The sequence below is a fragment of the Nocardia arthritidis genome, assembly GCF_011801145.1.
Lineage (GTDB): Bacteria > Actinomycetota > Actinomycetes > Mycobacteriales > Mycobacteriaceae > Nocardia > Nocardia arthritidis_A.
In genome coordinates, this window is the sequence record NZ_CP046172.1 from 6,886,635 (window position 1) to 6,910,211 (window position 23,577).

General features: G+C 68.0%; 14 protein-coding genes. 3 read left to right on the forward strand and 11 right to left on the reverse strand.

What is annotated here, in order from left to right:
* Positions 1–49: 49 nt before the first annotated feature.
* Entirely contained in the window at positions 50–544 is a 495-nt protein-coding gene (locus F5544_RS31155; protein ID WP_167476486.1) for a hypothetical protein, read from the reverse strand.
* Positions 545–1,289: 745 nt separating this feature from the next.
* Between F5544_RS31155 and F5544_RS31160 the strand changes: the two genes are divergently transcribed.
* The 3 genes from F5544_RS31160 to F5544_RS31170 all read left to right on the forward strand — a co-directional run bounded on the left by F5544_RS31160 (position 1,290) and on the right by F5544_RS31170 (position 4,016).
* Positions 1,290–1,805, forward strand: a complete 516-nt coding sequence (locus tag F5544_RS31160) for a hypothetical protein (protein ID WP_167476487.1) — start codon at positions 1,290–1,292, stop codon at positions 1,803–1,805.
* 91 nt (positions 1,806–1,896) lie between these two features.
* Positions 1,897–2,628, forward strand: coding sequence for a hypothetical protein (locus tag F5544_RS31165; RefSeq protein WP_167476488.1), 732 nt, complete (start codon positions 1,897–1,899; stop codon positions 2,626–2,628).
* Between the two features lie 380 nt (positions 2,629–3,008).
* Positions 3,009–4,016 carry an Lrp/AsnC family transcriptional regulator gene (locus tag F5544_RS31170; RefSeq protein ID WP_203217381.1) on the forward strand — a complete coding sequence of 336 codons (1,008 nt, stop codon included), beginning with the start codon at positions 3,009–3,011 and terminating at the stop codon, positions 4,014–4,016.
* Positions 4,017–4,106: 90 nt separating this feature from the next.
* Here F5544_RS31170 and F5544_RS31175 read toward each other — a convergent pair whose 3' ends face one another.
* The 10 genes from F5544_RS31175 to F5544_RS31220 form a co-directional block, all read right to left on the reverse strand.
* Positions 4,107–5,342 (reverse strand): phthiocerol/phthiodiolone dimycocerosyl transferase family protein, encoded by a 1,236-nt coding sequence (locus tag F5544_RS31175; RefSeq protein WP_167476490.1) that lies wholly within the window; start codon positions 5,340–5,342, stop codon positions 4,107–4,109.
* Positions 5,339–6,835, reverse strand: coding sequence for an SDR family NAD(P)-dependent oxidoreductase (locus tag F5544_RS31180; protein WP_167476491.1), 1,497 nt, complete (start codon positions 6,833–6,835; stop codon positions 5,339–5,341). Before F5544_RS31180 ends, F5544_RS31175 begins: the two co-directional genes overlap by 4 nt.
* Positions 6,836–6,896: 61 nt before the next feature.
* Positions 6,897–8,147 carry a phthiocerol/phthiodiolone dimycocerosyl transferase family protein gene (locus F5544_RS31185; protein WP_167476492.1) on the reverse strand — a complete coding sequence of 417 codons (1,251 nt, stop codon included), beginning with the start codon at positions 8,145–8,147 and terminating at the stop codon, positions 6,897–6,899.
* Entirely contained in the window at positions 8,128–9,633 is a 1,506-nt protein-coding gene (locus F5544_RS31190) for an MFS transporter (RefSeq protein WP_167476493.1), read from the reverse strand. The genes F5544_RS31185 and F5544_RS31190 overlap by 20 nt, the downstream gene beginning before the upstream one ends.
* Positions 9,633–11,210: a PfaD family polyunsaturated fatty acid/polyketide biosynthesis protein gene (locus F5544_RS31195; RefSeq protein WP_167476494.1), complete on the reverse strand. Its 1,578-nt coding sequence runs from the start codon at positions 11,208–11,210 to the stop codon at positions 9,633–9,635. The genes F5544_RS31190 and F5544_RS31195 overlap by 1 nt, the downstream gene beginning before the upstream one ends.
* Positions 11,207–15,898: a PfaB family protein gene (locus F5544_RS46035; protein ID WP_203217382.1), complete on the reverse strand. Its 4,692-nt coding sequence runs from the start codon at positions 15,896–15,898 to the stop codon at positions 11,207–11,209. The genes F5544_RS31195 and F5544_RS46035 overlap by 4 nt, the downstream gene beginning before the upstream one ends.
* Positions 15,891–18,047 (reverse strand): SDR family NAD(P)-dependent oxidoreductase, encoded by a 2,157-nt coding sequence (locus F5544_RS31205; RefSeq protein WP_167476495.1) that lies wholly within the window; start codon positions 18,045–18,047, stop codon positions 15,891–15,893. The genes F5544_RS46035 and F5544_RS31205 overlap by 8 nt, the downstream gene beginning before the upstream one ends.
* A gap of 149 nt (positions 18,048–18,196) precedes the next feature.
* Positions 18,197–22,357 (reverse strand): type I polyketide synthase, encoded by a 4,161-nt coding sequence (locus F5544_RS31210; protein WP_167476496.1) that lies wholly within the window; start codon positions 22,355–22,357, stop codon positions 18,197–18,199.
* 20 nt (positions 22,358–22,377) lie between these two features.
* Positions 22,378–23,286 (reverse strand): thioesterase domain-containing protein, encoded by a 909-nt coding sequence (locus F5544_RS31215; RefSeq protein WP_167476497.1) that lies wholly within the window; start codon positions 23,284–23,286, stop codon positions 22,378–22,380.
* Positions 23,283–23,561 (reverse strand): acyl carrier protein, encoded by a 279-nt coding sequence (locus F5544_RS31220; RefSeq protein ID WP_167476498.1) that lies wholly within the window; start codon positions 23,559–23,561, stop codon positions 23,283–23,285. Before F5544_RS31220 ends, F5544_RS31215 begins: the two co-directional genes overlap by 4 nt.
* Between the last annotated feature and the right edge of the window lie 16 nt (positions 23,562–23,577).

The following is a 23,577-nucleotide window of genomic DNA, read 5'->3' on the forward strand; positions in this document are numbered from 1 at the left end:
CGGCGACGCGCCACCCGTCGCGCCGCCGTACCGCATTCACACGGTGCCCCTATAACACCACAGCGAGGACGATCGCCAGGTTGAGGATCGCGGTGACCTTGGTGTTCGCGCCTTGCAGCGACCGTGTGCCTGTGCCCGCTTCGGTCTCGCCCGAGGGGTCGATCCCAGCGCCTGTACCGGACTCGACCACCGTCGAGGCGCCGGTGATGGTGCGAGTTTCGTTCACCGTGGCCACCGCCCCGGTGTTGAAGGTGATCGTGTCCGTGGTTTGCGTGACGATCTCCACGCCGGTGTCAATGGTGGCGGAGCCGCTGATGCTGACGGTGGCCGAGGTGATAGCCGGGTCCGTCGGTGAGGAGCAGCCGGTCAAGGTGCCTGTGCCGTCGACAGTCTGATCGGGATGCACCAACAGCCTGAAGGAGCCTCCCGTGCATGCCACATCCACCACCGTTTGAGCATTGGTGGTACCGGCGAGCACCCCGGGAACCGCCAGCGTTGCGGCGATGGCCAGCACGCCTGCGGATTTGCGAATACTGCTGAACATGACGTCCTCCTCAGGACGGAGGTCCGGCGTCGACCAATCTCTTTGTGACCGGCATAACGAACCTGTGACATGTTTTTCGTCACATACCTGCCGGTCGTTACGTAACTTGCATGGCCACCGCCCGGCGATCACCGGTGTACAGCCGGGACCACCGACGACCCATGCACACCTTCGAACAAAAAATCTCAGGCGTGGTCTGGCTGCACTTCTACCAACCGGCCGGTGAATAAGCTCAGTGGCTGGGGTTTCCGCTGATTGCTGCTTGTCGCCGAACTCGCCGACCGAGGCATCGACGGTTGGCTGGAATTGGAATGTCCCTGATCTGCTGTGACATCGAGGACGGTGTCACAGCGGATTTCCTGGCCCCGGCGGACATCGAGCCCGCTGAACTGCGCTGACGAAATAGGCCGGTATCGCTGGATACGAACAGAACACTCGCGACGGTAGCGCTCCGATTCCGAGGCGGGTGGATGGATGACCGGGCCTTACACCATATTGAAGAAGAGCTCATGCTCCTGGCCCGGATCGACTACCGACCCTACACTTCGCCTCGAAGTTCACATGCACCCGCGTTTGTCGCCGAATTTCTGTTGATCATTTCGGCTCAGCAAAATGGTTCGCCACAACGGAGTCGGGATTCCGGTTATCGAATTCGACAGGCGAGAAGACCGGGGCCGCGATCACAGGAATGAATAAGCGCGTCAGTTCCACACTCTCACCATCCACGAAAGACAGGTGTTCATAGATGTTGTCCGCACGACGAGTCGCCGCAGCTACGTTGACAGCCGCCGCACTGTTCGCTCCGCTGTGCCTCGGCGGAACCGCGACGGCGACCCCGCTTCAGGGTTCCTGCTCGGGTGGCGCGGTTAATTTCTCCACCAACCCCATCGGTTTGGTTCAGGGCCCGATCGGCGCGACATTCGTCGGCAACTTCGGCGGTTGCCAGGGCACGCCCGCGGGCGGCGGCACCTTCGTCGGGCAGTTCACCGGCTCCGGGAACTGCCTCGACGTCGCAGGCCAGGTGAACGCCAAGTTCAACTGGGCCAACGGTGAGGTCAGCACGCTGGTCGGTCCGTGGCGGGTGCCCGGCGGACTCGGCGCGCCCATGATCAACACCCTGGCCATCGTCGACGGACCTGGTGCCGGTGGTCAGTTGGTTGTCGACCAGGCCGCGGTGGACGGCCTGTCCCAGACCGGCCCGTGCGCCATCAACTCGGTGCGCTACCTGAACGTCGGCGTCAGCAACCTGCGCTTCAGCTGACATCTCAGCACGGTGGCGCCGGTATTCACCCGGCGCCGCCGTGGTCGCTCCCCCGCCGTCCGATACTCATTCCGACCTGCGAAGGAAACTCGTGGATTATCGCTATCTACCACGAAACCCGCTCCCCACCGGATGGCTGGCAGCGGCGATGATCGTGGTCGTGGTCGGCGTCTCCGGCGCCGTAGGTGGCTGGGTCTCGGATATCGAACGGCACGCGAAGGGTACGACCGTATATTCGAGCGACGATTCCGACGAATCGTTCCGGACTCGCCTACCGTCCACCCGGACCAGAGCGCTCCCCGCACCGTCACCGGCAGTGGCCGCACCGGCCGAGACATCCGCGGCCGCCGAGCCCCCGCCGGTCAGCACCGCGGACCCGGTCCCGGCCCGAACGGTACGTACCGGTGCCGAATGTTCCGGTGGCACCATCAATTTCACCGCGAGCCCGGTGCGGCTGGCAAACAGCCCGATCGACGCGACGGTCACCGGCAACCTCGTCGGCTGCCGGAACACACCGTCGGCCACTGCGACCGTCCGCGGCGACTTCACCGGCGCGGGCAACTGCCTCGACGTCGCTGGCCGGGTCGACGGCACGTTCACCTGGGCCAACGGCGAGATCAGCACGGTTGTCGGTCCGTGGCGGGTGCCCGGCGGCGCGGGCGCGCCCCAAACGAACACGGTCGTCATCACCCGCGGCCCCGGCACCGGCAAGCAACTGCTCATCGACCAAGGTCCCGTCGACGGTCGATCCCAGGTCGGTCACTGCCTCACCGCCGCGGGTCGCAATATCAGCTTGCCTATCAACGGCATACACGTCAGCTGATAGTCCTGCCGATTGCCGAAGGTCGGCTCCGCCCCAAGCGGGCTTGGACAACTACTCGATGCGATGGACCGGCACGCGGCGTCTACGCCGGGTTCCGCGCTTGAACAGGCCAGGTCGCGGACCCCTACCACGTTCGATGTACTCAGATCTGGCCGATATGCAGATGGCTGGGCGGGCATGCCTCGCCCGCGCACACCGTCGTCGGTGTGCTCCTCGATGCTCGAGCGATGCGTCCGAAGCGGAACGCACGGGCCCCTGGGTACCTGACGGCGTCGTCTCGGCGTGCAAGCGCGTGCGTTGTGCGTCCGACAGGTTGCTGTGGTGGAAAACATGGTCGATATCGTGCATTTTCTTTGTTCGCCATTGTTATCGTCAGTGGCGTGCCTCGGGAACTGGAGGAGACCGATCGGCGGATCGTGACCGCACTGATTTCCGATCCGCGCGCGTCCTGGCGTGAGTTGGCGCAGCGGCTGGAACTGTCCGAGCGCACCGTGGTGCGCCGAGCCATCCCGCTGTATGAGAACGGCGTCCTGCATGCCTCGGCCGTGCGAAATCCGTGTTGTTTTCCGGAGATGCTCGTGCTGACCCTGCGGCTCAAATGCGTGCGGGAACGGATCAGCGCGATCGGCGATGCCCTGGCCCGCAGGCCGGACACCATCAGTGTGGTTGTGCTCGATGGCGGTAACGAGATCAGTGCGCTGGTGCAGTTGGACGGTCCGCAGGAGCGGGACGCGTTGCTGCTGCGGGACCTTCCCGCGACAGCCGCGGTGACCTCGTGGACGGCGCAGCGCGTGCAGCGGATATTTCCTACTTCGGACCCGGAACACCCGCCCGCTGCCACGGAGCTGAATCTGGGACAAAGCACGCCCGGACCCGCGCGGCCACCCAACCTACTCGAGGTCGACGAAGCGCTGATCCAGGCGCTGATCCGCAACGGCCGCGCCAGCTATACCGAGCTCGCCGCGGCGGCCGGTGTCACCGCGCATACCGCGCGGCGCCGACTGGATACGCTGCTGCGGGAATACGTGATCCGCCCGATGACGGTGGTCGACCTCGCCCTGATCGGACTGAAATGCCAAGCGCTGCTGTGGCTTACGGTGCAACCGGGTGCATTGGAGGCGGTCGGTCGCAGGCTGGGTGTGCATCCGATGGTGTTCGCCGCCTCCGCCGTCAGTGGGCCGACCAATCTGGTGGTGGCCGTCGCCGCGCCCGGACACGACGAGATGTACGAGTTCGTCACCCGGACGGTCGGGGCGATCCCCGAGGTCATGACGGTGGAAACATCCGAGATTCTGGCCTCGGTCAAGCGCAGCGGGTTGCGGTGCCCGACGCCGTGGCCGCAGTCGCGCGGCAGTAACGGGCAGGCAGTGACCGCGAGCACGCATTAATCGGTCTGGCTGCAGCGGTCCGCGCGGTTACGCCGAACGGGCGAGTTCGGCAACCGTCCCGGCCCCGTATATACGCGCAGGCCGATCGCGTTACAGCAGGGACATGAGGTGGCGTTCGACGGCCGCGATCTTGTGCTCGGCGGTGGCGAGCTCGCCGGGGCTCGCGTCGTAGGACATCAATTCGATACCGAGTCGCCCGGCAAAGGTGCTGATGAAGTGCGATTGTCTGCCGTGCACACCGTCGGTGCTCAACACGCCACTCGGCGGGTTCCGGTAGCTTGCGGGACGAAAGTCCTCGATGAGGAGCCCGTCCGGGCTCGGCAACGGTGGCACCACGCCCCAGTTCGTGCCCATCAGACCCGTCTTCGGGCGGGAAGCGGGCTCCGGAGCGATCTTGGCGAGATCCGGGGTGTAGAGCGCCCCGATCTGGATGCTGCCGCTGTCGAGTTGAGCACTCAGTTGCTCGTTGACCCCGCGTGCGAGGTCGACGAGGTCGGTCGTATCGGTCTCGGCGTGGAAGGGCGAGTACCCCAACAGGTCGGTGGCGGCGGTCGGTGCGACCGCCGGGGTGATACGGGTGCGCAGGTCGACCGCGCTGACATACGAGATTTCCGGCAGCGCAACGTTTTCGACGTCCGCGTGGGCCCGCATGATCGCCGCGGACACCAGCCCGTGGACAGTCACGCCGCGGTCGCGTCCGATATCGCGGAGGGTTGTCGTCGCGTCCGCGCTCAGCAGGCAGCGCGCCCGCGCGGCCACGTGACCTCGCGCGCCGCCGTCGGTCAAGGGTGTCGGTTCCCCACTCGGCGGTGTGAACAGCCGGTTGTCGTCGCGGTCGGTCCTGCGGACGCCGCGGTCGGCGAGCACGCGCTCCAGCGATTCGGGATATGCGGATCGAGGGGGTTCGCCACGCATCCGGTCGGTGTACAGCGACCACAGCTGGGCCAGGAGCGCGAGCCCGTGGCGTGCGTCGGCGACGGTGTGATGGACCAGCAGCGCAACGCATGCCCGAATGCCGTCGCCGACCACACGCAGGTCGGAGAGGATGCGTCCTGGATCCGGGTCGAAACCGGCCAAGGGGGTGTCCACGTCACCCTCGCGCACGCTGATCCCCGGTAAGGGGCCGTCGGCGGCCGCATACACGAGTCGCCCGTCGACCAATCCCAATCGCGCGCGCAGCGCGGGATACCGATCTCGCAGCACCGCGAACGCGTCGGACAGCCGCTGCTCATCCAAGCTGCCGCGCACGCATACCGTGTACCCGATGAAGGCTCCCATATCGAAGAACATTTCCTCGGTCGGTGTCAGGAACCGGATCGCCGTCATGAGCCGACCACTCGGATCGTGCCCGCCTGCTGTCCCGTACCGAGAGCGGCGACAAGCGCCGCGGCGACCGGCTCCACCGGCGCACCGAGCCCCGCGGCCATCGGCGTGGCGTTGAACGCGGTGCGCAACCGATCCGGGCGGGCGAGCAGCCACCGGATGCCCGGGTATTCTTCCGCCGCCGCGGTGATCAGCCCTTCCACCGCCTTTTTCGCGACGACATAACCGGACCAACCCCGCTTGGGCTCGGTCACCCACGCGGTCGAGATGGTCAGGACGGACCCTCCCGACCGGGTAATATCGGCGGCGCAGGCGGCGAGCGGCGCATGCACCAGCGCCAACGCACGCGAGACGAACTCCACCGTGCGATGCGTCGAACCAGGGGCGAGTGCCATTTTCGACGGTACCGGGCAGGCGTTGAGTACCAGATGGTCCAAAGTCCTTCCGCCAGCGTTGATTTGGTCCACAGCCGCAGCGCACCACCGGGGATCCGCGGCGTCACCGGATATCGGGTGGACCAGTTCGCCGTCGGGTCCGAGAGCTGCCACCAGGGCCCGGATCTCGTCGTGGCTGTGCTGATATCCCGCGTAGACGTCGGCTCCGCTCAACGCCAGGGCTTGGGTGATCGCCGCGCCCAAGCCGCGGCTGGCGCCGATCACGAGCGCGGCGCGCCCCGCGAGCGGCCGATCGCCGGGCAGCGCGTCGGACAGTCGCCTCGGGTCCGGCGTGCTCGCGTCCGGTCGGTGGAACACTTTCACCGTGGTGGTGGCGACAATTCCGGCACCGGTGACCGTGCCGTCCAGTTCGAGCATCCGCAGCTGCTCATGCACCGCGCGGACCCTGGCCTCGACCCGGAAACTCGTCACCGCACCGGGTTCGAACGTCGCCTCGACCTGCGCCAGTAGCGAGGCCGAGCCCGGAGCTTCCATTCCGGCCAGGTAGCTCAGCCCCGTCAGGGTTGCGGCTTCGGCGAGGCCGACCCCGCGGGCGGGGAGCGCGAGCTCGTCCAGCAACTTGGCCAGCACGGCCCAGCGGGGCGCGTAAGCCACCGGAATCTGTTGTCCCGCGGCAAAGTCCGCGAAATCGGTGCGTCGAGCCTCGGTCCGCACCGGCACATCGGCGCCACCGTGGACCACGTCCTCGGCGGACCCGGCGCCGAAGGTGGCGGTCACCTGCAGCAGGGTCTGCGGGCCGTCGGTCAATCGGACCACCGCACGACCCCAGCTGTCCTCGACGACGTCGCGCTGGTAGTCGCGATCGAACAGAATTGGTGCGGGAAATCGCACGGAGACCGATGTGAGCCGCCGCGCCGGCTGTGGATCCAGCCCGCTCAGGGCGACCAGTGCGCCGAGTACACCGTAGACGACCGGTTCCCCGAATGCTGTTCCGCGGGCGTATTGTTCGTCGATGTGCAGGGGGTTCTGGTCGGCGCTCGCCTGCCGGAACATATCCGCCAGGTCACGGTCGAAACGCACCGGTGCGGCGGTCACGGTCATGGAGATCACTCACCTTCACTTGTCGGTCAACCGATTCGAGACGAAACGGAAACGCCGTAGCTCACCGCAGCGACAACAGGTGGTTTTCGATGGCCGCGATCTTGCGGTCCCCGACGGCGATGTCCTGAGGGCTCGGCTCGTAAGTCATCAGATCTATGCTCAGCCAGCCGGCGTAGCTGCGGGCCAGGTAGGTCGTCATGCCCATCAGACCGCGCTCATGCAGCTTGCCGCTCAATGGTTTTCGGTAGTGCGACGCCCGGAAATCCTCGATCTCCAGCCCCGGCGGTGTCCGAAGCGCCGGCACGGCACCGAGATTCGTGCCGAGTACGCCTTTCGGACCGGATCCGGAACCATGTTTGGCGAGGTCCGGGATGTAGAGAGCCCCGAGCAGGACACTGCCGTCGCCGAGCTGAGCGAGTAGCCGATCGTTGACCGAACGCGCGAGGTCGATGAGCCGAGTCGACTCGACGTCGGCCTTGTAGGGCACGTAACCCAGCATGTTGGTCGCGGCGGCGGGCGGCACCGGCGGGGTGATCCGGCCGCGCAGGTCGACCGCGCTCACGTAGGGGATGTCGGCGAGGGCCGCGTCATCGATATCGGATTGGGCCCGCAGGATGGCCGCGGATACCAGACCGTGCACGGTCACACCGTCGCGCCGCGCGGCCAGACGTAGGGCCGCGGTGTCATGCGCGCTCAACCGCAAACGGATGTTGGTCGTCGCATAGAACGGCAAACCGCTGGTGTCCAACGGATCCGGCTCGCCTACCGCCGGCGCCGACCATCGAGCGGATTCGTCGCCGGGCTTGCTGATGCCGCGGTCGGCGAGCAGCGCCTCCAGCGATGCGGGGTGCTCGCCGGGGATCGACGTGGGCACGTCGCCGACCATCCGGTCGGTGTAGAGCGACCATAGTTCGGCGCTGAGCGCGAGCCCGTGGCCGGCGTCGGCCAGGCAGTGCGGAATCCACAGGGTCACGCTCGCCGCATCCCCCGCACGGACCACGTGCAGGGCGGACATGGCGTCATTGGATCCCGCGTCGAAGCCGCCCAATGGTGCGTCGAGATCGCCGGTGATCACGCTGATCTCGGGGAGATGCCCAGCGTAGGTCATGAACACCAGCTCACCGTCGAGCGTGCCGAGTTGCCCGCGCAGCGCCGGATACCGGTGGCGCAGCACATCGAAAGCGTCGGACAGTGCGGCCTCGTCCAGCTCGCCGCGAGCCCGCACCGAATATCCGACTACCGTCCCCATTTCGACGAACATCGCTTCGCTCGGCGCCAAGTACCGAATGGCCTTACCCGGTGTTGCGACCAACTTTGCTCTCCTCATCTTCGTTGCTCGGTGTGAATTCCGGCGACTGCGCCGAATCCGGTTGCGGCACGGTCGATCTCCCGCGCAGGCGGGGACGCGGGATGGCGAGCGCGGCGAATACGGCCGCGAGCACCACCGCGGTGCTGAGCCACAGCGCCGCACGCAGGCCGTTGCTGAAGGCCACGGGGATATCGGCGAACGAGTGCAGCGGTGTGCGGTGAAAGTAATGGGTGAAGACCGAGGTGCAGACCGCGACGCCGAGTGCGCCACCGACCTCGCGCAACGTGCTGTTGGTGCCGGCCGCCTTGGCATGGTCCTGCGGGCCGACCGACCCGAGCACCACGGAAGTGACCGGCGCCCAAACCATTCCCATGCCGAGGCCGCCGATCAGCATCGGCGGCACCAAATCCGGATACGGCGTGCCGGGGTGCGCGAGGCACGCCAGCCACCCGAGGGCAACGGCGTCCACGGCCATGCCGAGCGCCATCAACCTGCCGCCACCGATTCGGTCGGTCAGCAGCCCCGATGGCGGCGCGATCAGCATCGGCCCCAATGACCACGGCAGGGTCCGCAGACCGGCCTGAAAGGCGTTGTACCCCATCACCCGCTGCAGATACTGCGCCATCAGGAAGATCGATCCGAACAGCCCGAAGTACAGGGCCACCGACACGATATTGCTGAACACGAAACCGCGAGAACGATAGAACCGCAGCGGTAGCAGCGGACTCGCGGCCCGCCGCTCCCACCACAGAAACAACAGCAGCAGAACCGCGGCGATCACGAAGCCGCCCGCGATACGTGCCGAAGTCCACCCATAATCCGGCCCCTTCACGATGGCCCAGACCGCGACCGTCACCGCGGCACTGCCGAGCAGGGCCCCGGGCAGATCAATATCGGCGTCCGGCCCTCGGCTCTCCTCGATCGTCCGCAGGATCAGCACCACTGCCAGCACGCCGATCGGGAGGTTGATCCAGAAAATCCACTCCCATGCCAGCCCCTGGGTGATCGCACCGCCGACGACGGGACCGAGTGCGATGCCCAATCCGCTGATGCCGCCCCACAATCCAACGGCGGCACCGCGTTTGGCCGCCGGAACGGCCGCCGCCAGCAGCGTCAACGACAGTGGCAGAACAGCCGCGGCGCCCACTCCCTGAGTGACGCGGCCGACGAGCAGCACAGCGAGCGACTCGGACAGCCCGGATATCGCCGACCCGGTCATGAATATCAGCACTCCGGACACGAACACCAGCCGCCTGCCGAATCGATCCCCGAGCCCCGCGCAGGTCAGCATGAGACCGGCGAACGCCAGCGTGTAGCCGTTCACCACCCATTGCAGTTCGGTTTCCGACTCGTGCAGGTCCCGCGAAATCGCCACCAGCGCATTGCTGACGACCAGATTGTCCAGTCCGCCCATGAAGGCGGGAATGGCGCAGGCCACGATGGTGAACCAGACCCGGCGGCGCGCCGATGCCGTTGTGCCGCTTGCCATTACCCGACCTCCGTGCCGACGGGCGCGAGCGGGCGATATTCGGTGAGCCCGGCGGGCAGACCGACGCCGAGCAACCGCAGTTGGTGGACGCGGGAGCTGAACGCCGCTCCGCGCATCAGCTGCACGGCCACGTCGGCGACCCGGCGGTCGGTGGCCAGATAGGTCCCCTGCGCCCACTCGTTGAACGCGCCCATCGCCGGACCGCACCACACCTGGTAGTCGTGCACCCGGCCGGGATCGCCGATGCTCGCCCACCGTGACGACTGGCCTAGGTACCACCGGAAGATCAACGCCATCTTGCGCTTTTCGCTGGCCGCGGCGTTGTCCAACTGCGCCGGATCACGCGCCTGGAAGTAGTCCACGACCTCGGACCAGACCGCCTCGATCGGACGGCGCAGGATCTGGCGTTCCACTCGATCGCGTTCGGCGGGCGGCAACGCGTCGACGCCGTCGTAGTTCTGGTACAGCTGATACAGCAGCTTGGCTCGCATCGGAAACAGCGTGCCGCGCTTGAGCACCTGTACGGTGACACCCATCTCGAACATATCCGCCGACGGCGCCATCTCGCAGTCGCTGACCTTCGCGGCGACCAGCAGGCCCCGGGTCGCCTCGGATGTCCCCGCTTCGACACAGGACTGATTGATCGATCCGGTCACCACGTACTCCGCGCCGCATGCGAACGCGGCCGCCGCCGCGCGGGGAGTGCCGATACCGCCCGCCGCGCCGACCCGGACCGGCTGTCGATAGCGCAGCTCACGCTGGATGCAGTCGCGCAGTGCGATGAGTTCCGGCAGCGCCACCGCCAGTGGCCTGCGGTCGGTGTGCCCACCGGAATCGGCCTCGACGGTGAGGTCGTCGGCCATCGGCACCGAGCGGGCGAGTTCGGCTTGCTCCGGCGAGATCAGCTGCCGCGCAAGCAGATCGGCCACCATCGAGGGCGGCGCGGGCCGCAGGAACGGTTCGGCCACCTCGGCCCGCGACACCTTGGCGATGACCCGGTTGCCGATACGTACCCTGCCGTCGCCGTCACGGGAAAGCCCCGCCACTCGGTATCGGACGATCGTCGGGGTCAGGCTCATGAACGCGGATGCCTCGACACAGGTGACGCCGTATCGCAGAAACAGTTCGACTGCGGCCCGCTCCATCGCGGATTCGCTGGGGCTGTGAATCAGGTTCGCACAGTAGGGCAGGTCCGGTATCTCGGCCCGGAAGCGGCGCAACGCCGTATCGACTCGGTCCGTGGTCAGGCCCGCGGCGCCGAACGATGCCAACAGGCCCGCGCGTGCCAGCGCGATCACCAAATCGGCCGAGGCGATGCCACCGGCCATCGCGCCGGACATATACGCGTAGCGCACCCCATACGCGGTGCGAAAACCGCTGGCGCCCAGCCGCTCCGGCGGCAGCGGCGGCACCGCGGCCAAGACGGTGGCGCTGTCGGTCGGCTCGTCATTGGTGAGAAGGATGGAATCGGAACGGGCCACGGCGTAGCACGGTGCGTCGAGCAGGGCCAACGCGTCGTAGGCCTCGGCCAGGTCCGGAGCGGGCGGGCGGGGATGGGGCGGCGCGTCGGCGGTCATTGCGGGTCTCCTAGGGTTCGGACCTCGACGGCGATGTCGGTCAGCTGGTAGATGCGCAGCCCGGGCTTCCACACGCTGGCATCGGCGATCACGACGATCCGCCCGGGTTCGCGGCGAACCTCCTTGATGCTCGCGTCGAGCGTCATCTCCTGGTCGTGGCGCAGGATCTGTCCGCGGTAGCGCCAGCCGGTCGGGACGCCCACCGGCATTTCGAAGGTCACCGGCCCGATACCGTCGGCGAGTCCGCTCTCGATCACATACAGCTGTAAGGCCTGGACAACGGCTTCCACGCCGAGCGAACCGGGCATCACCGGGTCACCGGGGAAATGACAGGAGAAGTACCAGTCATCCGGATCGATGGTGCGGGCCGCCCAGACGTAACCCTGACCGAATTGGCCGCCGCCGGGCACCACCTTCGCCTCGTCGATCAACCGCAGGTGTCCGTCGGCCAGCCGCAGCCCGGTGCCGGGTTGCGGTCGGAACCACCGGTCGTCGGCCGAAACCGGCAGCGAGGCAACGGCTTCCAGCCCGCCGTCACGCTCGGCCAACCACGGCGGCCGGTAGCGACCGGCGTCGAGTCCCAGCTGCTGCGACAGCGCCTGTTCGGTGAAGAATCCGAACAGCGACTCACCCTCGTAGAAGGGCTCCCCATCGGCATAGAGCCGGTAAGCGAACCGCTCCAGGATCGCACCGGGTATCGCCTGATGCATCAGCAGCACCGATTCGTGCCGGATTGTCTTGCCGCACAAGTCGACCGGCCGCAATACCGTGGCGGTGCCGTCGAGGTTGCGGATGGCGAAATCGGTGTCGGGGACGCTCAGCGTGGCGCCGATGTGATAGCCGAGCAGGATCGCGGCCTGCAGCGAGGTCTCCAGGTACACGCAGTTCGGCATTCCCGGAAATGAATTGTCCTGGTAATACCAGGATTCCGGTGCCGAGTCGTATTCGGTGGCCATCTCCGCACCGGGGACCAGTTCGCCGCGGGTGCCCTTCAGCCGCTGGATCCGGTCCACGAACTGGTAGTCGCCGATGGGGATATGCGGAGCCTGGCGCCCTTGGTAGATGGCGAACTCCGGTCCCAGTGCGATCGCCAGATCGCCGGTGCCCGCGTGCGCGATATTCAGTTCGGTGCCGATCGAAACTTCGCCGCGATGGTTGCGGCGACCCAGGAACGGCATGCTACCGCCGGGGCCGGGACCGATCGGGGTGCCCGGCTTCTCCCGAACTTCCAGCGCCAGATCGCGAATCATGAGGAGCAGGTGGTCACCGGCGCGGACCGTCACATCGGCGACAACGGTGGGCCGGGGCAGCAGCGTGAGGTCGACGATCTCCGCGTGGTATCGGATACCGCCGATATCCGGCGTGAGCTGGCCGTGCTTGCTCACATGGTGGTTCCACCCGACGGGCTGCTGGAATCGCGCATCCGAGAACACCAGGTGCAGGCCCAAATACATGGCGTAGACCTGCAACAGTTGGATCGCGCCCACGAGAATCGGACCGTCCGGCGGGGCCGCGGTACCGGACCCCGCGGTGAGCGCACCGAGGCCCGACGGCCCGCCGAGGCGATCGATCATCGTGACCTCGTCGAGCATGCGCGGCCCGCCGTACGCCAGCCGGATGTCCGGGTTGCAGCCATCGGCGCGTTGATCCCATTCGGCGCCGAACACCGCACCCAGGTGTCCGTCCGCGAGCAGGTCGATATCTTCGGCGGACAGCGCGGTTCGGCCGGTCCTGGCCAGCGGCTTGAACCACGGCTTCGACCAGCCCCGCCGCAGGTAGGGCCGTCGGGGTTGCGGCGTCTGCTCGAGTTGCTCTGTGCCCCTGGCGGTTTCGAGCTCGATCAGCGCCCGTTCCTGAATCTGCGAATGCGCTAACACCAGGGCCCGATGGGCTTGTGCGGTTGCCGCTGCGATATTCGTGATCGCTTCGTTCACAACGGAATTCGTTACCGATCCGGCATTCCCGTGCACGCTCGGATCCGGCGCGACCATCCCGTAATTGCGGCGCACGCCGGAATCCAGCCCGGCCATCCCGTAATTGCGGCGCACGCCGGAATCCAGCCCGGCCATCCCGTCATCGCGGCGCACGCCGGAATCCAGCCCGGCCATCCCATCATCGCGGCGCACGCCGGAATCCAGCTGTCCAGTGGTCCGATCCGCTGAGTTCGATCGTTCCAGGGCGGTCACGGATCCCGGCTTTCGCCGGGGCGACGGGGAAATTCCTTGGGGCGACAGGGAGATCGCATTCAACTGGGCGATTCCCTCCGGAGTCGGGATCGCGACCGGGTACCGGAACGGTTCACCGTCGAAGGTGATGACCTCGTCGGCGCCGGGCTGCGGCGCGCCCCCGGATCGAATGGTGATGTGCATCGGTTCCACTCCCGCTCCCGAATCGAACAGCCGCCCCAGATCCAGCGGCAGCCCATGGCTGGCCAGCCGCGCCAGCGCGTGGGCCAGCGCGGTGCCGAGTGGCATACCGCGCCGATCGATGGCCACCGCGAGATGGTCGGCGTCGGCGAGCGAGTCATCGATCCATCGGGTGCAGGATGCTCCGGGTCCGATGTCGATGAAATACCGGAGACCGCGGTCGTGGGCGGCGCGGACCAACCGGGGGAAATCGACCGGTCGGCGCAGCGCCTCGGCGGTGTGCTCGGCCAGCCTGCGCTGGTCGCTCGCGTCGACCCGGTCGTAGTCGAAGGTGGTCAGCAGCACCAGATCCGACGCCTGGTCGAGGATCGGGTGCATATTCAGCTCGACCATATCCGCGAACTCGGAATCGACCATGGCGCAGTGCATCGCCACGGCGGTCGGTCCCTTCGCCGACGGGCAACCGAGCCGATCGGCCAGTGCGCGGCACTGTGCGGGATCGCCCGCGATCACCACCTCCCGCGGGGCATTGACCTGGGTGAGGTAGACGCGATCGAATTCCTCGACCGCGGCGCGCACCGCCGCGGCGTCGGCGAGCACCACGAGCGTCGTCCACACCGCGGCGTCATCGATATCGTCGGGCAGCTGCCAAGCTTGCCGGACAACGTCTTTGCGGCCCGCCACGCGCCGGGTGAACAGGCCCGCCCGGTCCAGCGCGGACTCGTCGTGATGGCGATAGTCCCAGACCCCGAGGGCGAAGAGCATGCTGCTCTGACCGAGGCTGTAGCCGAATCCCCCGTGCACGGGAACCTCGAGGATGTCACGCAGCAGCCGGGTGTGCAGCAGACCGAAGGTGACGCCGGTCGTCAGCAGGCCGGGCATGTCCTGCAGGATCGTCGCCTCGTGCCGCATGAGCCCGCGACGGTCCAGGCCCGCGACCGAACGCGGATACAGGAACTCCTGGCGCAGCGGCATCGTGAACTCGCCGCTGTCCAGTACGGTCCACAGACCGGGGAAGAGCCGGAACAGATCTCGTCCCATGCCGGGGTAGGTCGAGAACACGCCGGGATAGACGAAGGCGACCCCGCCGCCGGGCCCCAACGGCCTACCGGTGCAGTAACTTCCCGACGGTGTGGCCCATTCCCCCTGCGCGGCAATCACTTCGGGCAGATCGCGCGCCGCGGCCTGCAATTCCTTGCGCAACCGCCCGCCATCGGAGCCGACGAGGACCGCGGCAAAACGACCGACACCGCCGGATGCGGCTCGGGCCGCGCACATCTCGACGGGGTCGGCGCCGATCGCCAACTCCGCCAGGCAATCCCGCGCCGCCTCGGCCAGATCCGCACCGGTGTAGGCGGATAGGCGCAGCAGCAACGGACCACCGCCCGCGACCCAGGCGAGGGGCGTGTCGTATCCCCGGGCACCCCTCCCCGACAAGACGGCGTGCACCGTCCCTGCCGCACCGACGGCGTGCACCGCCGCGTAACGCCGGGGCTCGCTGTTCGGCAGCCAGGGCTGCGCGTCCTCGATCCGGCACAGCGTGCTCTCGGCGACGACGTCCTGGTCGAGCGAAAACCCTTGCGGGGTAGCGGGAAATTCCGCGTGGTAGAGGCAGCGCGCCGCGCCCGCGAGCGCACCGAGCACGGTTCGCGTCGCCCCGCCGATCACCGTGGTCCGCGTTCGCCCGCGATAGGTGTCGATGGGCGCTATCGAGGCGAGCCCCGCGGCGTCCAGATCGGCGACCTCCAGATACCCCACCTGTTCCGGATTAATACCCGCCCGCGCCAGTGCCGCGCGTGCCGCATCCTTTCCGTCCACGAGGACGTCGAGGGTGGCGTACCGCAGGTCGGCGGCGCCGGAACGGACCGGCGTCAGCACCATCGCCACTGCCTCCCATGGCCCCCGCTCACCGACCACGACCGCCTCGACAGCGTTGTCGGACAACAGAACTCGGGCGCGAAACAGCGCGGCGGCACCCGCCGGGAAGACCTCGGCGGGGCCCGCGAAACCAGAGCTGGCGGCAAGACGGCGGGCGGCGTCGCGATCCACACCGACCAGCACCACCGCGACACCGGGCGCGGTGGCACCCGCCCCGGTATCGATGCGGCCGATCCCCGCGTCGGCGAGCGCCTCGTCGACGGCCGAGCCGAGCGTCACCACCATTTCGTCATCCCGGTGCACGCCGGGATCCGTCCGGTCGGGCCCCGACGATCGCCGGGTGTCCTGTTCGAATCGCCGAAATCCGATGCCCGCGATACGGATTCGTTGCTCGTTCGATTCAGGCTGCTCGTTCGATTCAGGCTGCTCGTTCGATTCAGGCATCGGCGTGCCTCCTTGCGCTCGCGGCGAATTTCTCGGCCAATGCCGGGGCACACACCAACTCCATATCGCGGAACCGCAGCAGCAGGTGCCCGTCCCGGTCGTAGGCGGCGACGGTGCAGCCGACCTGCGGCGCGGCGCCGCTGAGTTCGCCCACCACGATGTAGAACGGCAGGTCATCGGGCAGCGGCCCGTAGAGTTCGGCCGCGCCGATACCGGCGGGCAGACAAGGCTGACCGAGGTGGCGCCGGATGTACACCTCGACGGCCTGCAACAGCACGTCGGCGAGCAACGGGTGGTACCGGTCCGTGCCGTAGGCGCCCGCCGCGAAGTTCGCCGCGGGCAGTTGAGCCCGGAACACCATCTCCTCGCCGTCGGCGAGCAGACCGCGCAGGCCGCGCAGCGACGGCCCGTGGAACAGCGTGCCGTCGGCGTACCAGTCGACGGCCTGTCCCCCGTCCAGGTCCGGCAGGCCGATCCGCCGCTCGACGCTGCCCACCAGCCGCGCCGTCGTCGCCCGGTATCGCGGCCTGTCTGCCTCGTCGGTGACCAGAACCGACGCCTCGCCGTCGGAATCGCCTACGCTCACGGTGAATTGGAGTGGCCCGGGAGGGGTGTCGAAGACGACTCCCTTGAGTACTTTGAAACCGGCCGCCGAACGAGGCTCGGACCGCGGATCGACCTGGGTGACCACGTTGAGGATCGCACCGAGGGCCGCGGTCGCGGGCAGTACCGGGACGCCGTCGATGGCGTGATCGGCCAGCGCACGGCTGGACGCCACCGCGCCGAGCGACCGGTGCAGACACACCGGTCGATCCGGTGCGGGCACGGTGGGTGGCGGACCGGACAGCGGCGTCGACGGCCCGATCACACACACCAGGTCCCGGGACCGGGCCTCGGTCAGTTGCTCGGCGAACATCCGCGCACCGTCGGCGAGCGGAATGAGGGCCACCCCGCGCTCGCGGAACATCCGCTCGAGTTCCGGGCCGACCATACCGCCTGCCCAGGCTCCCCAGTTGATCGTCGTCACGGCCGTCGCGGGATTGCGTTGCCGCAGTGCGCAACCGAGACGGTTGAGGGCCTCGTTGGCCACCGCGTAGGTGGCCTGCCCTGGATTTCCGAAAACGCCCGCGACCGAGCCGAAGAGAATCGCGTGCCGCAATCGAGTGGTGTCGACGGCGTCCAGGAGTGCCTGCCAGCCAACGATTTTCGGGCCGAACACCCGGGCGATCGCCTCGGCGGACAGTTCATCGATCAGCTGATCGGCCAACACCCCGGCACCGTGGACGATACCGGTGACGCGGTCGCGGTAGGGCGCCAGCGCCGCGGACAGTGCGACCGCGTCGGTGACATCGACCACGAGATACTCGACCGGCGCACCGTGCGCGCGCACCGCCGCGAGAGTCTCGCGGATCTCACGCTGGGCCAGCAGATCGGCTCGAACACGCTGCACCGCACGCGGATTCGTCTCGAGTCCGGCGGCCTTGCGCTGTCTGGCGATCGTCGCCATCAATGCCTCGGCGGGCACACCACGCGCCCATTCCGGTTCGTCGGTCAGCTCGGTCCGGCCCAGTAGCAGCAACCCGCTGTGGAATCGGGCCGCGAGTTCCACGGCGCAGGCGGCGGTGACACCGCGCGCGCCGCCGGTGACCACGAACAGGTCGGCCGCGGTCGGCTCGGCGACCGGGCCCGCGGCCGTCAGCGGATCACCGGCCGTTTCCACGAATTCGAGGCCGCGCCGACTCTCCGCATCGCGGTAGCCGACCTGCCGCGGCTCGATTCGCGCGTCATTCAATTCGGCGACAAGGAGATTCGCGGCGGCTCGGTCGGCGAGCGCGCCCGCGAAATCGACCTGGCGGCAGAACAGGCCCGGCGCCTCCACGGCGAGTACCTTCACCAAGCCGCCGATACCGCCGACCATCGCGGCCGCGTCGTCGGTGGTATTCGACATTCCGAACGCGCCGTCGAGCCTGGTGACCACGAGAAACGCGGCCCGCCCGCCGCCCGCCGCGGACCGTTCGAGCGTGGACTTGGCCGCGCGAGCGAGCAGCAGCGCCTCGGTCAACGCGGCCGCGGGCTCGTCGGCCGGAGCGGTCGGCGCGAACCAGGCGACGAGGTCGAACCGGTCCATCGCGTCGCCGTCGCGGTGCACGGTCCATCCGGCGACGCGCAGTGCGGCGGCGAATTCGTCGGCCAGCGTGGAATTTTCGCCCGCGAGCAGCGCCGATGGCCGATCCGGGAAGAGCCCCTCTCGCCAGTCGGGAAATGGCAGTTCGCCGAGGCACGCGAACGACCGCCCGATCAGGCTTTTGGGGCCGTCACCTCCCCCTCCTGCGCAGCGGGCGCGCTCGCCCCGGCGCCCGCGCTGGCGAGGAATCCGGCGATATCGTCGAGCGTGCGCAACTCCGTCACCGATTCGGGCGGAGCCTGGGCGATATCGGGGAACTGGTCGCGCAGCGCGCCCATGATCTCCACGTTCTTGATCGAGTCGATGCCGAGATCGGCTTCCATCTCCATCGTCGGCTCGAGCATTTCGGCCGGATAGCCGGTCTTCTCCGCGACGACCTGGAAAAGGAGCTGCCTGGCCGCGGCGACATCGCCGGGGCTCGCGGGTGCGGCGGTGGGCGCCGAGGCGGGAGCAGGCGCCGCCGAACTCGCCGGGGGTGTCGAGATCTGTTCCGGCGCTGGGACAGGGATCGGAGCGGAAGGACCCGCGGGCACCGGAGCAGTCGCCGGGACGGCAGGCGCCGAAGCCGCAGGACCGGGCGAGACCATGGTCGCCGAAGCAGCAGGACCAGGCGGGGCGATCGTCGCCGAAGCAGCAGGACCAGGCGGGGCGATCGTCGCCGAAGCAGCAGGACCAGGCGGGGTGGCGGTCGGCGAAGCAGCGGGAGCGGCCACCGGTGTGACAGGCGCCGCAGCGGCGGGAGCACCTACGGGGGCGGCAGGCGCCGGTGCCGCGGCAGTCAAGGCGGCCGGAGACGCGGCGATCGGTGTTGTCGGTTGCGGCGCTTGTGCCTCCGGGAACCCGCCTCCCACAACCGATTCGGTGTGCGGGGCCACACCTGCCAACGCGCGCAGGACATCGCTGGCATGGGCGTGGGCCTTGCCGAGCGCGACGCTGTGTCCGGAGACGGCGGTGATGCTGTTGAGCACATCGCCGCGGGGCGTACCACTGTCCACCTCGGTGCACAGCAGCGAGCTGAGCCGTTCACCGACCCGCAACTGCGCGTCGAGGAAGTCTCGATGCATCGCGAGATGTTCGCCGAGCACACCGTGGATCGCCGACCCGGCGGGAGCGGGCGACGCGGCGGGAGCGGGCGACGCGGAGCTCACGGGCACCGGTGCGCCTTGGTCTGCGGCGTGGGAAGCCATGGTGGTCATGAGAACTCCGTTCTGGGGTCGAGATACCGGCCGAGGCGTCTCCGACGGTGTCGGGGTGGTCGCGGGCGCGGGATGGTGCTGATGACCGTTGCCGTGGGGGTGGCCGTCGATGGTGCGCTGGCCGTTGTCGTGCGAGTGGCCATTGGTCGAGTGGCCATTGGTATTGGTCGAGTGGCCATTGGTGAGGTAGCCGTTGCCGGTAACCGGACCCGCGGGCGGCGGGTCGGCGGCGATCCGGTAGCCGTCGTTCATGATCTGCTCGTATGCCCGTTTGCGTTCGGGCGGAACATAATTCGCGCCGTTCATCGGAATCCGCATGCCCCTGCCCGCGGCGGCGGAGACTCGCGGCGCGGCATAGCGGTTGATGCCTTGGAGCGGAGCGCCGAGTACGAGTAGCCGCGCGGCCAGGCGCTTGATCGCCCGGTCGGAGTCGCCGCGTGGTCCACCGTCGGCGGCGAGCACCACTACGTCCGGATGCTCCTTCAGGATTCGCCGGGTCAGCCCGGAAAGCACTACGCCGGGACCGAATTCGACGAATACTCGGAAGCCGTCGGCGTACATCCGCTCGACCTGCGGGGCGAATCGCACGGCCCCGGCCAGCTGGCCGACGAGCGTATTCCGGTTGGCTTGCGGGTCGGCGCCGTACGCGGCATCGGCGAGGTTCGGGTACACCGGGAACTCGGGCTCCCGGATCTGGATCCGGGATACCGCTTCCCGGAAACTGTCGACCGCGTGCGCGACATACGGTGTGTGGAAGGCCGCGGCCACCGAGACTTCCCGGCACCGCACCTCCGCGTCCGCACAGCTGCTCGCGAACGCCGCGATCGCCGCCGTACCGCCGCCGACCACCACCTGATCGGGCGCGTTGATGTTGCACACGAACACATCCGACGCGCCGGCGAGCAACTCCTCGGCGCGTTGCTGTCCGCACTGCAGTGCCAGCATGGCGCCCGGATCGGTCGCGTCCGCGGGCCTGGACGCCATCGCCGCGCCGCGGGCCCTGGCCAGCTCGCGGAATTCAGCGGCCGAGACGCTGCCCGCGGCAAACAGTGCGGATAGTTCGCCGAAGCTGTGACCGAGCGCGCCGTCGGGCCGGAAGCCGAGTTCGGACAGGAAGGCGTACTGTCCCGCGGTGAGAGCGCCGATCGCGGGCTGCGCGTAATCGGTGCGCCGCAACGCGGCCTGCTGCGCGAGCCTGCCCTGCTCGTCGAATGCCACGGCCGGGAACACGATCTCGCCCAGCGGCTGGGTCGCGGTGAATTCGGCTGCCGCCGTGTCGAACTCGCGACGCAACGGCGGCAGTGACAGCACCGCCCGCGCACCCATGCCCGGGTATTGGCTGCCCTGGCCCGCGAACAGTGCGGCCACTTTGACCGACCGGTCCGGACCGAGCAGCGCGGATGCTCGGAAGAAAACCGCTTTGTCGATCTCGAACTCGGTGTCGGTGCCGAGCGAGCCCAGCCGCTCGACCGCCGCGGCGCGCAGCGCGGCCAGCTCCTCCTCGCTGTCCGCCACGATCGCGAGCCTGGCATGGTGCGCGGGCACCGGACCGGCGGAGCCGGAGTCGCCGCTTTCGAGGAGCCCGATCAACGCGGCGACATCGGGTGCGTGCCAGCTGTGCACCGTCGAAATCCGGTGTGACACCGGAACATCCGCGGCGATCGGGTCGTACTCCTGAAGCACGCAATGAAAGTTGGTGCCGCCGAAGCCGAACGACGACACCCCGGCCCGGCGCAGCGGCCTGGCCGGATCGGTGATCCACGGCCGCGCCTCGGAGTTGACCTGGAACGGCGAGCCCGCGAAATGCTCGGCCGGGGTGTCGACATTGATGGTGGGCGGCAACACCTTGTGATGCAGCGCCAGCGCCAGTTTGATCATGCCTGCCGCGCCCGCGGCGGCCTTGGTGTGCCCGATCTGGGATTTGACGCTGCCGACCGAGACAAGGCGATTCGGATCGGCTCCTTCGCGATACATTTCGGCGAGCGCGGCGAATTCGGTCGCATCACCCACGGCCGTACCGGTGCCGTGACATTCGACCAAGCCGACTTGTTCGGGACCGAAACCGGCGTCGGCGTAGGCCCGCCGCAGCGCGACGAGCTGCCCGTCGCGCCGGGGAGCGTAGATACTCTTGAATTTGCCGTCGCTCGAACTGCCGATACCGCGCAGCGTCGCGTAGATCCGGTTGCCGTCGCGTTCGGCGTCGGCGAGGCGTTTGAACGCGAGCATGCCGATGCCCTCACCGACCAGCGTGCCGTCCGCCTCGTCGTCGAAGGGCCGGATCCGCCCGGACTTCGACAGCGCGGGCGTCTTCGAGAAGCACATGTACATGAGAATCGTGTTCTGCGCGTCGCATCCGCCGGTCAGCATGAGATCGGCTCGGCCGGAAACCAATTCGTCCACCGCCAGCCGGACCGCGGCCAGCGAGCTGGCACAGGCCGCGTCGAGCGTGCAGTTGACCCCGCCGAAGTCGAATCGGTTGGCGATGCGGCCCGCGACCACATTGCCGAGCATGCCGGGGAACGAATTCTCTTCCCACGGCGCGAAATTCGACACATACTTCGCCGCGATCTCCTCGGCATCCCGATCGGTCAGTCCGCACGCGCGCGCCGCCTTCTTCAACTCCGGAGTCGCCAACCGCCCGCCCAGTGAGAAGGTGATCGAAGTGGCCCCGGTGACGCCGAGTGCGACACCGGTCCTGGACGGGTCGTACCAGGCGGAATCGGGCGCACCCGCGTCCGCCAGCGTCTGTTTGGCGACCACCAGGCTCAGCAGCTGCACCACGTCGGTGACACCGATGGTGTTCGGTGGGATACCGAACTCCATCGGATCGAAATCCACCTTCGGCAGGAATCCGCCTCGCTTGCAATAGGTTTTGTCCGGCACGGACGGATCCGGGTCGTAGAAGTCCGCGATCCGCCAGTGATCCTCGGGAACATCCTCGATGCAGTCGCGCGCCTCGACAACGTTGGACCAGAACTCGGACAGATCCCGCGACTGCGGGAACAAGGCGCCGAGGCCGACGATCGCGATCGGCGTTTCGGACAGCGGCCGACCCAGCGAATGCTGCTCTTGTGACATCTGTTTCCCTCGAACTATCGCTAGTGGGCGCGAACGCCCTTATCGGATTGGTAGGCCTCCGTGGCGGATTCGGCGATCGCGCCGATGTTGTCGGGACCGAGGATCAGGGAATAGTGGTCGGCATCGCAGAAGCGCGTTGGCACCTCGTCGGCATACAACTCCCAGCCGAGCGAATCAGGCATGCCCGGTAATGCCGTGCCGGCTCGCAGCAACCACAGCGGAACAGTCGAGCGGTCCGGGCGATAGGTCCGGGTGAGCCGGATCTGCCGCAGGATCGCGTTGAAGTAGGTGCGCCACAGCTTGCGCAGCCCGGCGACCGAGGTGGCGGGCGCCAGTGCGCCTGCCGCCACCGCATGCTCGAGCAGGACCGCCAATGCGCTGTCGTCGTCGCGGTTCGCGAACTCGGCGTGCGGAATATTCAAGGGGCGGTTGCGCTTTGCGCCCAGATACGAGGCGAACCATGGCATGTACAGCGCCTCGGTGAAGTCCTCGTCCGTGATGTGCTCCAACGGGATCGGCGCGATGCAATCCAGCAACAGCAGCCCGCGCGGGCGCTGGTGCTCCGGCAGCTGCTGCGCTATCGCGTAGCCGACCACGCCGCCGAACGACCAGCCCGACAGCAGCCAGTCGTTCGTGCCGGGCAGCAGCCCGTGCTCGGCCATACCGTCTCGAATCCGCGCCACCAGCGCGTCGAACGCGATATCGGGGTGGCCGGTGGTGAATGGGGCCTCGAAATACTCGCGCACACCGTCCATATCCACGACGTGTAGGTCGAAGACGGGCTCGAGCTTCTCGGCCAAGGGCTGATAGACATCGGCCGAGAAGCCGCCGGGATGCAGCTGCACCATCGGCACGCCCACCGATCCCGGCGCACGGTCGGGCGCGAAGTTCCGCACGAGCGGCGGATGGAGGCTGAGCTGCCGGTTCATGTCTCGCCCTCGTCTTCTGCGAGGTAGTCGGCCAATCCGGCGATGGTCGGGAAGTACCACATCGACGCGACGTCGAGCTCGGAGCCGAGCCATTCCTCCAATTCGCCCGCGAGCACCAGCGCCTCCGCGGAGTCGAGGCCGAACTCCGCGAAGGGCATGTCGACATCGATTTCCCCCGGGGCCCGCTCGAGTCGCACGGCGAAGGCGCCGACGAGCCAGTCCTGGATGTCCTCGAATGTCGGTCGCCCGGGGCGGGTCACCGTATCGTCTTGCATGAACGAACCTTCCAAA

Excerpts from the sequence above, each read along its gene's own strand:
- F5544_RS31195 (WP_167476494.1), bottom strand. The coding sequence starts at position 11,210 with ATGACCGCCGACGCGCCGCCCCATCCCCGCCCGCCCGCTCCGGACCTG.
- F5544_RS31180 (WP_167476491.1), bottom strand. The coding sequence starts at position 6,835 with ATGACCGTGACCGCCGCACCGGTGCGTTTCGACCGTGACCTGGCGGAT.
- F5544_RS46035 (WP_203217382.1), bottom strand. The coding sequence starts at position 15,898 with ATGCCTGAATCGAACGAGCAGCCTGAATCGAACGAGCAGCCTGAATCG.
- F5544_RS31155 (WP_167476486.1), bottom strand. The coding sequence starts at position 544 with ATGTTCAGCAGTATTCGCAAATCCGCAGGCGTGCTGGCCATCGCCGCA.
- F5544_RS31160 (WP_167476487.1), top strand. The coding sequence starts at position 1,290 with ATGTTGTCCGCACGACGAGTCGCCGCAGCTACGTTGACAGCCGCCGCA.
- F5544_RS31190 (WP_167476493.1), bottom strand. The coding sequence starts at position 9,633 with ATGGCAAGCGGCACAACGGCATCGGCGCGCCGCCGGGTCTGGTTCACC.
- F5544_RS31220 (WP_167476498.1), bottom strand. The coding sequence starts at position 23,561 with ATGCAAGACGATACGGTGACCCGCCCCGGGCGACCGACATTCGAGGAC.
- F5544_RS31175 (WP_167476490.1), bottom strand. The coding sequence starts at position 5,342 with ATGACGGCGATCCGGTTCCTGACACCGACCGAGGAAATGTTCTTCGAT.
- F5544_RS31215 (WP_167476497.1), bottom strand. The coding sequence starts at position 23,286 with ATGAACCGGCAGCTCAGCCTCCATCCGCCGCTCGTGCGGAACTTCGCG.
- F5544_RS31210 (WP_167476496.1), bottom strand. The coding sequence starts at position 22,357 with ATGTCACAAGAGCAGCATTCGCTGGGTCGGCCGCTGTCCGAAACGCCG.